Genomic DNA, 11553 nt, shown 5'->3' with positions numbered 1-11553 from the left:
TAGATTCCCTAGAGACATCTTCCAATCATGGGTTTTCTTATCAGTGCGTTCACCACTTCCCCCAGCTTCCTTCCGCAAAGAATTGAGAGCCCCACAGTTATCGCTTTTGCATTCACTATTTTATAGTATTGTTTCAAAAAACGCAGTAAAAATGTAGCCTCCCACAATCATCCCCACAGCCCCTCACCCGATCGCCGCAACGATCTTGCGCAACTCCGCGTTCCGCGCGCCGAGCATCAGCACGTTTTTCAGTGCCGTTTTCGGGTCGGTGGTTCGAAACAGCACGCCGTTTTCGCGCACATCGCGGTTGATCACCTGCTGGCGCGACGTGCCGTCTTTGCCATCCTTCATCGCCACGGCGAAATACATCCGTGAGTAACCCGGCTCGACGCGGTGGAAGAACTGCTCGCCCGCGGGGGTGTCGTCGGAACCGTCCGCAACCTGGCCGGCAACGGTGCCAACCCGGATCTCGGCCCCGGTCTCTGCCCCGATCGGGGCCCCGATCTGGGCTGAAAAATTGGCGATGTAGAATCCCCAGGTAACATCCTTGTACTCGGCAAAGTCGGCTTTCGATGCCGTCACATGGACATAGCCAAGGTGCGGCGCCTGGGCCAGCGTCTTGTGAAAGATGATTTCCGGGAACCTGATCTTGCGGTGGAACCGGTTCAGCCGCTGGTGCGTCTTCCTGCCGGCATTTTCCAGCCGCAGGCCGGTCCGCGCCGCCACCTCTTCCTCGGTCAGGAAGCGGCGTTCCTCCTCGACCCAGTCCTCCTGGCGGGCAATCCGCCCGGTCCTGAGAAAATTGGTGTGGACCGCCTTGGCAGGAACAAGGTCCTTCCCTGTGGTCTTGGCCGCGTAGTATCTGAACATCGACATTGTGAGAACGAGCTCTGGTTTCCTGAGTGAAATTATGGCTTTAAATGGTTAATCAATTCCTGCAGGCACCGCACAAACGCGCCACTCGGCGTTGGCTGGCCCTGCAGCAACCCTCCGGCATGCAATCGCGATCCCTGCACCGCGCGCGGTCGCGACTGACAAGCGGCCTGGAAAGCAGTGCCCGCCAGGCCTTGCGCAAGCCTGTCCTGGCATGGGGTGAGGCAGGCGGATCGCTGAACCTGATGCGTCAGCCCCCTCAGCGCCCTTCGAGCGCCAGATACACCGCATGCGCGATCATCACGTCGAGATGCGCGCCGCCACCGTTCTTGAACACGGTGATCTCGTCGGGGGTCCGCCGGCCGGCGCGGCCCTGCACCAGATCATGCATGTCGCCTTCAATGTCGGCCTTGCCGATCACGCCGGCTTGCATCGGGATCATCACCTCGCCGATATGGCCGATGGTGGTGGCATGGCTGTCGACGAACAGCCGCCCGCTTGTCAGCACATCATCATCCGCCTCGCGCATCGCCGGCGTGTAGGCACCGACCAGGTCGACATGGGTGCCGGGTTTCAGCGCCGCCCCCCTGATCAGCGGCTCGGTCGACATGGTGGCCGAGGAAATCAGGTCGGCGCGGGAGACCGCCGCATCGAGATCGTCCACTGTTTCAGCCTCGATCCCTGAAGCCTCGAGCGAATGCACCAGGGCCCGCGCACGGCCCTTGCTGCGGTTCCACACCATCACGTGATCGAGCGACGGCCGCATCGTCCGGTGCGCGTCGATCAGCGGCCGCGCCATCGATCCGGCGCCGACCATCAGCATGGTTTTCACGTCCTGCCGCGCCAGGAAAGATGCGCCCAGCGCCGAATCCCCCGCCGTCTTCCAGGCGGTCAGGTCAACGCCCTCGAGCACGGCCACCACATTGCCCTGCGCCTCGTCAAACAGCAGCACCTGCCCCTGCACCGATGGCATCGGCGGCTCGGCCGAGGGATTGTCGGGATAGATCGTCACCGCCTTGACGCCGGATGCCAGCCCCGGGATCCAGGCGGTGCGCACCAGCATCTTGCGGCCGGCATTCTCCACCAGCGAATCCCGCAAGTCCGCGGGTGGCATCAGGTGGCCGGCGCGCAACGCCTCCACCGCAAACGGCCAGGAACAGGTCGAACGGATATCGTCTCCGGTAACAATGCGCATGTTCAGTCCTATCAATCAATCAATGCCTGCATCCGATTTAGGCCCGGTCCGCGCCTGCCGCAAGGCCTCGCCGGGCCGGTGGTCCGGAGCATTGCAAGGCCGGAGGAACACCGGGAGGCGCTCACGGCAGCCGCCCAAACGAAAACCGGCCAGTGACGCACTTGCGCCACCGGCCGGGCTTCACTCATCTGGCGGTCGCCGCCTACTTCTTCGTCTGGCCGGTCATCGCCTTGCGCACTTCCTCAAGCGTTTCCTGCATGTTCTGCTGCAGCACCTTGAACGCCTCGCTCGAGGATTGCTGCGCCAGCCCGGCAATCTCGCTGGTGTTCTTGATCGCCGTTTCAAACGAGCGCTTGGCAAAGTCCGCCTGCGCCGCCATCAGCGCCTGCGGGTCGCTGCCGCCCTTGACCTTCTCGGTCATCGCCGAAATCTCGCTGAGCGCTTCCTGCACCATCTCGCGCTGCCGCGCGGCAATCGAGTTCGCACCAGAACCGGCGGTTTTGGCAGCCGTATCAAGCGCCTGCAGGTTTTTCTTGTGGCGCTCGACCAGCGCTTCAAGGTCGGGCGAAGGAAGCTTCATGTCCTTGCCGAAATTCATGAACATCGAAACCAGATCGTCGGTTGATTTCTTCTCAGCCATCGGATGTCTCCCGGTTGCGGCAGGGCGCGGCCCGCCGGTTGCAATTGCCCCGACTATACAGATCCCGGGCCCAAGCCCCAATGCTTTATCCGGGCTCGCACCACATCATCCATGCGGCGCGCCCAGCACCCGGCACAGCCGGTCGATCGTGCGCCGCACTTCGGGCAGGTGCCGGTCGTCCTGGTGGGTGACGATCCAGCGCTCGTGGCCAAGCTCGGTGACAGTGCTGCCACGGCGCTGCAGGCTCTCGTGCCGGTCACCGATGAAGGTCGGCAGCAGCGCCATCCCTTTCCCGGCCAGCGCCAGATCGAGGCTGTTGCGCGGCGAGGTGACTTCGCAGACCGCATCATTGCCGGTCTTCTTGTCCAGCCAGCGCGCCGACGGGGTGTCGGCCAGCACTTTGATCCAGCGCTCCGGCGCATCCGCACGGGCATAGGCCGCGAACTCCACCCGCGCCAGACTGCGCCCGGCCAGCCCCTCTTCGCTCGGGCGGCGGTTGCGCACGCCGATCACCACTTCGCGGTGGGGAATGTCCAGCTCGGTTTCCGTGGAGATGAACCGCAACCTGATATCGGCCGGGCTGCCGGCAATCTCGTCGAACCTGTCCAGCAGCGCCAGCGTCGTCCACGACCCCGCCGACAGCTTGACCAGCGGCCGCTCCGCGTCGCCGCTTGCCGCCGTCAGCCGGACAATGCGCGCCTCCACCTCCGACAGTTCGCCCAGCAGCTGTCGCGCGTGAGCCGTCAGCTCATAGCCGCGATCGTGCCGGATGAACAGTTCACACCCCATCGCCCGCTCCAGCGCCAGCATCCGCCGGCCCAGCGTTGCCGCACTGCGCCCGGTCACCTTCGCCGCCCGCGACAGCCCGCCTTCGCGCGCCACCGCGAGAAACAGCTGAAGATCGTCCCACCCGGCCATCGCTTCATTCATGAAAAGAACCCTTCAATCCGTTTCATTTCACATCGGCCACCGAGCCAGTAAACCTGCCTCAGGTCAAGCCCGGCGGCATCGCCGCAATGTGTGAAAGGACCCGCGTCATGCACCACGACAGATCAGCCAGACCGACCGGCGGCAGTCCGTTCCGGGACGAACACCCTGGCCGCGCACTGCGCGATGAAGACCGGTTCATGCAGGCCCACGGCGGCGCCAGCGCCCGCGCCATTTACCTGGCCGTCAGCTGGATTGAAGCAAGCCTGGTCGCAGCAGCCCGCTCGCCAGCCTTGGTTGTCAGACACGTGAATCGCCGCCTGAAAAGCCACGACAGGCGGCATGATTCAGCCCCGGCGGCAAAGCTCTCTCATCCCAACAAGGGAGAGTGAGCACCACCCCGGACACAGGGAGCGCAAATGAATTCTCGTTATATTTCTGACACTTAAAGGAGCATCCGGAATCAAATTCGCAGACAGTTGAATCAGTTTCTCATACGAGAGGCGCCGGAACCGAAGGCGCTTCGGCAACCGGGATCGGTGGTGCAGGGAAGTTCCGGTCCGCAAGCTTGCGCGCAGCCAGCCTGAGCCCGTCAGCGACATTGATCCGCCCGACCGACTGGTCTCCGGCAAACTGCATCCTTGCGCCAAACCGGCGTGCCAGTGCCTTCATCGCGTGGTTCTGCGCCCCGGTCATGACGATGATCGTCGAGATGTCGTTTTCCGATGCAGCCCGCAGCAGCGCCTTGAGCAGGATCGTGCCCAGCCCCTTGTGCCGCCAGTCCGACGCCACCGAGAAAGCCGCTTCGCCCTGACCCGGCTCGATCTTGCCGCCGGTGTGCAATTCCGCGACCGCAACCAGGGTGTCGCCCTCGAACGCACCGATGACGATGGCCTCGTTCAGCGACCGCTCGATATACTTGTCGAGCCAGTAGTCGGACACCAGACCGTTGAAACGGTCACGGAAATCCTCGAAATGAAGTGCATGGATGTGGTTGCGGAAAGCCTCTGCGTCCGCAGGACACAGATATCTCAGCTTGATGTCATCGCCCAGGGCGAATTCCGGTTCACGCGGTTTGAGAAGAAACTTCAAGAGCATTGTCGACCTCCAACGGTCATTCCTCCCGAAATATCCTGACCCGATCTAATGCTGCAACGCAGCAAAATCAAGACACGTTTATGTGACTAAAGTCATATTTCGTGTTCAGGCCCGGAACAGGCGCCACCATCGGCAGGCTGATGGCCGGGCTAGATCAGATAGCCGCGATGCCCGCCATGGCAGCCGGCTGTCCGGTTGGACGCGATCATTCCAGCTGTTCGCTCCCCTTACCCGGTGTGGTAAAACCATTGCCCACACTCTGGCCCGGGATCCGATTTTGCAGCACGAACCGTTCTTCGCCTTCAATTCATATCACATCGCGCTGGCTGTCATCGGCGTAGTCGTCATCCTTGCCCGCTGGTTGCCGCGCCTGGTCTCCAGGCGCGAGCCGGCGGCTGCCCCGCTGATGATCCTGTTTGGAGCTGCAGCCGCCTTGCTGATACCGGGACTGCCGACCTTGCCCGATCCGCGCCAGACGCCGCTGCCCTGGGAACTGGTGAGCGAACTGACGGTGATCGTGGCCCTGTTCGGCGCCGGAATGCGCATCGACAGCCTGCGCCCCTGGAGACGCTGGAAACCCACCTCCCGCATGCTCCTGATCGCCATGCCCCTCACCATCTTGGCCGTCGCCCTGCTGGGCATCGGCTTCGCCGGGCTGACGGTGGCCGGCGCCATATTGCTCGGCGCGGTGCTGGCGCCGACAGACCCGGTCCTGGCAGCAGATGTTCAAGTCGGACCGCCGCATGAAGGGGCGGAGCACCCGGTGCGCTTCACCCTGACCACCGAAGCAGGCCTGAATGACGGGCTGGCCTTTCCCTTCGTCTATCTCGGGCTGATCGTGGCCGCCGAAGGCCTCAACCCCGGCACCTGGGCTCTGGACTGGTTCCTGCGCGACATCGTTTACCGCATCGCTTTGGGTATCGGCATGGGCTGGCTCGGCGGACGGGCGCTGGGATTTGTCCTCTTTTCCGTGCCGAAAGGCGCTGTTCTCGCCAACACCAGCTCCGGCGTCATCGCGCTGGCGGGCGTGCTGCTTTGCTATGGCTCGACCGAACTGATCGAAGGCTATGGCTTCATTGCCGTGGCTGTTCTGGGGCTGACATTGCGGCGTATCGAGGAAGATCATCCATTCCATCGCCAGTTGCATGATTTCTCGGAATCCATTGAGCACGCGCTCACCGCGCTGCTTCTGATCGCGCTGGGCAGCGTCCTGCCGATCCTGTTCGTCGATCTGACCTGGACCCACTTTGCCATGGCCGTTCTGCTGATTCTGGTCATCCGCCCGCTGTCGGGATGGATCGCGCTGTCCAAAACCGATCTCGACAGCCGAAGCCGGGCGGTGATTTCCGTCTATGGCGTGCGCGGCGTCGGCTCGATCTATTACCTGTGCTATGCGGGCAGCCATGTGGAGTTCATCAACGAAAGCCAGCTCTGGTCCCTCATTGCGCTCGTCATCCTGATGTCGACGATCCTGCACGGCTTCACCGTCGGTTGGGCCATGGATCGCCTGAAGGAAGAATGACCGCAACGAACCGCGCCCCGGCAACTGTTGGCATATCCGGCTTCCTGACCCCGTACCGCGTGATCTCCCGGCAGAGCAAAACCGCAGGCTAGCTAATCAGACGGATCGCCCGCGACAGGCTCTCAGTCAGATCCCGCGCATAGGTCGAAAACGCCATCACCTCGAACTCGTCCCTGCCAAGCCGCGTCAGCTGCACCGGCACATGGCCAAACAGGGTCGGCGCGCTCGCTCCGGCCTTGAACACCTTCAAATCCGTGTCGACCGCCGACTGGGTGGCGATGATCCCGCAGGCCTCCGGCCCCGAAATCGAGAACCTGACCCGCGCATCCGACAGATCGCACAGGCTAAGCTCTTCCGCCGCGCCCAGACGCGCCGCCAGGTCGGCAAAGCTCTCTCCGGCCCCGCCGACCGCCAGCGCCTGCCCCGGCTGCACCGAACGATCCAGGCCGTCACCAGCCTTCGCCGCCCGCCGCACCGCCGCATCCTTGCCCACCGGCCCGGCGACAAGACAGACCGGCGCGTCTGCCAGTTGCGTCAACGATACCCTGTCTGACGCGCTGGCGGTAAGCCCCTCGAGCAGATCCGCAGCCGTCCGGTGCGTGAGCCGCACCGGCGCATGCTCACCCACCGCCGTATCAGCGCGATTGTCTGATGCATCCAGGAACACCGGCGCACAGACCGTCACTTCGGTCTCGATTCCGCGCAACGGATCCCACACGTTGAGCCGCTCGCCATGCCGCTCGCGCCCGCGCTTGAGCATCGCCAGCGCAATCGTCGATTTGAGATGCGGCGACCAGCAGGCCGAGGTCACATGCCCCTGGTCATTGGCCATGGTCGGATCGGTCCCCGGCTTGAGCAGATGCCCGCCGGCCAGAATCCTGTTTTCCGGATTGACCGGCCGCAAGCCCACCAGCTGCTCGCGATCCTCGCGCTGCAGGCCTTCGCGGCCCAGCATCACCCGGCCGATGAAATCGTCCTTCTTGGCACTCACCATCTTGCCAAGCCCCAGGTCGCCCGGCGTCGTCCGCCCGTCGATCTCGGAATGGGTGATGAAGCCCTTCTCGATCCGCAGCACATTCAGCGCTTCCAGCCCGTAAGGCGTGATCCCGAAGGGCTGCCCCGCCTCCATGATCGCATCGGCAACCACTTCACCGTGCCGCGCCGGCACCGCCAGCTCGAACGCCAGTTCGCCCGAAAATGAAATCCGGAACAGTCGCGCCTCGAACCCCGAATGCAGTCTCACCTCGCGCGCCGCCAGAAACGGCATCGCCTCCTCGCCCAGATCCGCATCGACAACCCGCGCCAGCACATCGCGTGAGAGCGGCCCAGCAACCGTGATCTGCGCCCATTGATCAGTCACAGACGCCAGCCGCACATCCAGTTCCGGCCACAGCGCCTGCGCGCAGAACTCCATATGCGCCATCGCCTCGCCGGCTGCCGCCGTCGTGGTGGTGATGAGATAATGGCTCTCGCCCAACCGGCTCACCGTGCCGTCATCCATCAGCAATCCGTCTTCGCGCAGCATCAGGCCGTAGCGCGCCTTGCCGACGGCAAGGGTCGACATCTTGCCGGTGTAGATCAGATCGAGGAATTTGGCCGCATCCCTACCCGACAGATCGATCTTGCCCAGCGTCGAGGCATCGGAGATGCCGACGCCCGCGCGCACGGCCAATGTCTCGCGGTCGCAGGCTTCCTTCCAGCCCGCCTCGCCTTGGCGCGGAAAATGCGACGCCCGCATCCAGGCCCCGGCCTCGATGAACACAGCACCGTGTTTCTCCGCCCAGCCATGCAGCGGCGAGCGCCGCACCGGACGGTAGTGGCTGCCGCGATGCTCGCCTGCCAGTGCGCCGATGCTCACCGGCGTGTAGAACGGCCGGAATGTCGTGGTGCCGACCTGATCCGGGCTCACGCCGCGGTTTTCCGCCAGAATGCCGATGGCGTTGACGTTCGAGAGCTTGCCCTGGTCGGTCGCCATGCCTGTGGTGGTGTAGCGTTTCGCCAGCTCCACATGGCCATAGCCCTCGCGCACCGCCAGCCCCAGGTCGGACACGGTGACATCGTTCTGGAAATCGACAAAGGCCTTGCCGCGTGCCTCGCCCACATGCCACAGCGTCGTGAAACCCACGGACCCGCCACAGGCCTCGCGTACCTTCGGCAACGCAACCGCCTTCGGCTTGAACCCGAGCTCGCTTGCGGCCCGCGCGCCAGCGTCCGCCCCACTTTTCAGGCATCCCGCCAGATCCAGCACCCCGGCCGCACTGCCCGCAGCGCTCAAACCGTCCCGTTCAGCTGGCGGCAGGAACATGCCTTTATCCTCGTCCCACACCGGCCTGTCGCCACGATGGCAGGCGAGCCCCACCACCGGGTTCCAGCCGCCCGACATCGCCAGCGCGCTGACCTTGATCCCCTGCCTATTGCCCGAGGTCCGGTCGACCACCTCGACACCTGAAACAGCCTTGCCGCCCAGCGCATCCGCCACCACGTGGCCCCTGAGCACCCGCGCACCTTGCGACGCCGCAAGCTCGGCAGCGGGAACATCGTTGCGCGCATCGATCACCGTCACCGCAAGCCCGCGCGCCAAAAGATCGCGCGCCGTCTCGTGGCCCGAGCTGCCGGTGGCAAATACCGCCACATGGTCCCCCGGCCGGATTGCCTGCGCGTTGACCAGCCCGCGCATCGCGGACGCCGTCATCACGCCGGGCCTATCATTGCCGCCAAACACCAGTGGCCGTTCTTCCGCGCCTGCCGCCAGAACCGCACGCTTGGCCGCGATGCGCCAGATCCGCTGCGCCGGTCCGGACCCCGCGCCATCGCGCCGCTCGACCGCGCCATACACGCTGCTGTCATAGGCGCCAAACACCGTGGTGTCGGTCAGCAGCCGCACATTCGCATTGCCGGCCAGTTCCGCGATGACGCCCGCAACAAACCCCGGCCCGTCGGCATCGCCGATCTCCACCCGGTCGCGGATCAGCCGCCCGCCAAAATCAGCATTCTCGTCGCACAGCACCACCCGCGCCCCGGATCGGGCTGCCGCAAGTGCTGCCATCAGCCCGGAAGGCCCGGAGCCGATCATCAGCAGGTCGCAATGCGCCCAGCGCTTTTCATACTCTTGCGCGTCCGGCACATAACTGGCCCGTCCCAGCCCCGCCGCGCGGCGGATCACCGGCTCATAGAGTTTTTCCCACAGGGCCGCCGGCCACATGAAGGTCTTGTAGTAAAAGCCTGCGCCCAGAAACGGCGACAGCGCAGAATTCACCGCACCGACGTCAAACCCGAGCGATGGCCAGCGGTTCTGGCTTTCCGCCTTGAGCCCGTCGCGAAGAGCCACCATCGAGGCGCGCAAGTTCGGCTCCCGCGTCGCGCCATCGCCCAGCGTCACCAGCGCATTGGGTTCCGACGCCCCGCCGCTCAAAAGCCCGCGCGGCCGGTGATACTTGAACGAGCGGCCCATCAGGCCCACGCCATTGGCAAGCAGCGCCGAGGCCAGCGTATCACCGGCAAAGCCCTCGAACTGTTTTCCATCAAAGGAAAAGCCGATTTTGCGCGACCGGTCGATCAGTCCGCCATTGTCAAACCGGGAGAAGCTCATGATCTCGCCCTCCCCTTGGCGCTCTTCGACGCTTTGCCTGTCGTCCCTGCCTTGGCCCGCGCCCGAGTATATTCCGCCGCATCTGTCACCCCATGCACATCATGGGAAAACGTATCCCGCTCCACCACCAGCCAGCGCCGGCAACCGCCCGAATGCTGCCAGTGCTCATGCATGACGCCACGAACATTGTCGCGCAAATGCACATACTCGTCCCAGGCGGCAAATTTCGCCTCGGGCTTGGGCCGCACCGGCTTCGCATCGCCACGAATGGTGAACTCTTCCTTGGGCCGAACCCCGCAATGGGGACAGGTGATCAGACTGGCCATATCTCCGCCCCTAGTGCAGGTTTGCCTGGGCGCCATGCCCGGTTTCATCAATCTGGTAACCGCGCGAAAACCGGTCGAGCCGGAAGGCTTTCGCCAGTTCATGCGTCTCGCCGGTGGCCAGCAGATGCGCGAAACACCAGCCCGAGGCCGGCGTCGCCTTGAAGCCGCCGTAGCACCAGCCGCAATTGAGATAGAGGTCGTCGACCGGCGTGCGATCGATGATCGGCGAGCCATCCATCGACATGTCCATCACCCCGCCCCAGGCCCGCAGCACCTTCACGCGGCTCACAGACGGCACCATGGCGCAGGCCGCCTCCATCACGCTTTCCACCGTCGCCAGGTTGCCGCGCTGGGCGTAGGAATTGTACAGGTCCAGACTGCCGCCAAACACCAGCCCGCCCTTGTCCGACTGCGACATGTAAAACAGCGCCGCGCCAAAGGTCACCACCTGGTCGATGAACGGCTTGATCCCCTCGGAGACAAACGCCTGCAGCACCTGGCTCTCGATCGGCAGCCGCATCCCCGCCATTTCCGCCACGCGGCCCGAATTGCCGGCCGCCGCCAGCCCGAGCTTGGTGCAGCCGATAAAGCCGCGCGAGGTCTCGACGCCAACCACCCGTCCGCCCTCGCGGCGAATGCCGGTCACCTCGCAATTCTGGATCAGGTCGACGCCGCGGCTGTCCGCCGATCTCGCATAGCCCCAGGCCACGCCGTCATGCCGCGCCGTCCCGCCGCGCCGCTGCAGCAGCCCGCCATGCACCGGAAACCGCGCATTGTCGAAGTCCAGATACGGCACCATCTCGCGCACCTGTTCGCGCCCCAGAAGCTCCGCATCCTCGCCCGCCAGCCGCATCGCGTTGCCGCGCCGCGCATAGGCATCGCGCTGTCCGTCAGAGTGATACAGGTTGATCACCCCGCGCTGCGACATCATCGCGTTGAAATTCAGCTCCTGCTCGAGCCCTTCCCACAGTTTCAGCGAATGCGCGAAGAACGGCTCGTTGCCCTCAAGCAGGTAATTGGCCCGCACGATGGTGGTGTTGCGCCCGACATTGCCCGAGCCGAGATAGCCCTTTTCCAGCACCGCCACATTGGTGATGCCGTGGTTTTTCGCCAGGTAATAGGCTGTCGCCAGCCCATGCCCGCCGCCACCGACAATGATCACGTCATAATGGCTTTTCGGCTCCGGCTCCCGCCACGCCGGCTGCCAGCCCTTGTTGCCCGACAGCCCCTGCCGGAAGATGGAAAATGCGGAATATTTCATGCGCCAAGCCCTGCCCCGAATTCACCCGCATAGGAATGCCCGAGGGGGTACGGAGTCAATGGCGGCGAGCGACGAAGGCGGGGATTGTTTTGGGGGACGTGTGCGTCTTGTCCATCGCCGAA

At 64.3% G+C, this 11553-nt stretch carries 10 protein-coding genes; 2 read left to right on the top strand and 8 right to left on the bottom strand.

Annotated elements, in window-relative coordinates:
* Positions 1 to 183: 183 nt before the first annotated feature.
* The 4 genes from WNY80_RS01500 to WNY80_RS01485 form a co-directional block, all read right to left on the bottom strand.
* Positions 184 to 876 carry a DUF6656 family protein gene (locus tag WNY80_RS01500; RefSeq protein ID WP_342885568.1) on the bottom strand — a complete coding sequence of 231 codons (693 nt, stop codon included), beginning with the start codon at positions 874 to 876 and terminating at the stop codon, positions 184 to 186.
* Between the two features lie 256 nt (positions 877 to 1132).
* A complete protein-coding gene (locus WNY80_RS01495) occupies positions 1133 to 2068 on the bottom strand; it encodes an ornithine cyclodeaminase (protein WP_342885567.1) in 936 nt (311 codons plus the stop codon).
* A 202-nt stretch (positions 2069 to 2270) separates the two neighbouring features.
* Complete coding sequence (gene phaP, locus WNY80_RS01490; RefSeq protein ID WP_342885566.1) at positions 2271 to 2708, bottom strand: TIGR01841 family phasin; 438 nt, start codon at positions 2706 to 2708, stop codon at positions 2271 to 2273.
* A gap of 105 nt (positions 2709 to 2813) precedes the next feature.
* Positions 2814 to 3638 carry a LysR family transcriptional regulator gene (locus WNY80_RS01485; protein WP_342885565.1) on the bottom strand — a complete coding sequence of 275 codons (825 nt, stop codon included), beginning with the start codon at positions 3636 to 3638 and terminating at the stop codon, positions 2814 to 2816.
* Between the two features lie 107 nt (positions 3639 to 3745).
* Between WNY80_RS01485 and WNY80_RS01480 the strand changes: the two genes are divergently transcribed.
* A complete protein-coding gene (locus tag WNY80_RS01480) occupies positions 3746 to 4027 on the top strand; it encodes a hypothetical protein (protein WP_342885564.1) in 282 nt (93 codons plus the stop codon).
* A 100-nt stretch (positions 4028 to 4127) separates the two neighbouring features.
* Here the strand turns inward: WNY80_RS01480 and WNY80_RS01475 are convergent, their stop codons facing one another.
* Entirely contained in the window at positions 4128 to 4733 is a 606-nt protein-coding gene (locus WNY80_RS01475; protein ID WP_342885563.1) for a GNAT family N-acetyltransferase, read from the bottom strand.
* A gap of 277 nt (positions 4734 to 5010) precedes the next feature.
* Between WNY80_RS01475 and WNY80_RS01470 the strand changes: the two genes are divergently transcribed.
* A complete protein-coding gene (locus tag WNY80_RS01470) occupies positions 5011 to 6255 on the top strand; it encodes a cation:proton antiporter (protein ID WP_342885562.1) in 1245 nt (414 codons plus the stop codon).
* 88 nt (positions 6256 to 6343) lie between these two features.
* On the opposite strand, the gene WNY80_RS01465 is transcribed toward WNY80_RS01470, so the two are convergent.
* From WNY80_RS01465 to WNY80_RS01455, 3 genes are read right to left on the bottom strand one after another with little or no spacing between them, the layout of a single operon-like run.
* Positions 6344 to 9844 carry a sarcosine oxidase subunit alpha family protein gene (locus WNY80_RS01465; protein WP_342885561.1) on the bottom strand — a complete coding sequence of 1167 codons (3501 nt, stop codon included), beginning with the start codon at positions 9842 to 9844 and terminating at the stop codon, positions 6344 to 6346.
* Positions 9841 to 10170 (bottom strand): sarcosine oxidase subunit delta, encoded by a 330-nt coding sequence (locus WNY80_RS01460; protein ID WP_342885560.1) that lies wholly within the window; start codon positions 10168 to 10170, stop codon positions 9841 to 9843. The genes WNY80_RS01465 and WNY80_RS01460 overlap by 4 nt, the downstream gene beginning before the upstream one ends.
* A 10-nt stretch (positions 10171 to 10180) precedes the next feature.
* Positions 10181 to 11431: a sarcosine oxidase subunit beta family protein gene (locus tag WNY80_RS01455; RefSeq protein ID WP_342885559.1), complete on the bottom strand. Its 1251-nt coding sequence runs from the start codon at positions 11429 to 11431 to the stop codon at positions 10181 to 10183.
* Positions 11432 to 11553: the final 122 nt, after the last annotated feature.

This window comes from Hoeflea sp. AS16 (assembly GCF_038900095.1).
Classification (GTDB): domain Bacteria; phylum Pseudomonadota; class Alphaproteobacteria; order Rhizobiales; family Rhizobiaceae; genus Hoeflea.
Note: the sequence above shows the minus strand (reverse complement) of the source record. Positions and strands in the feature narration are given on the sequence as shown.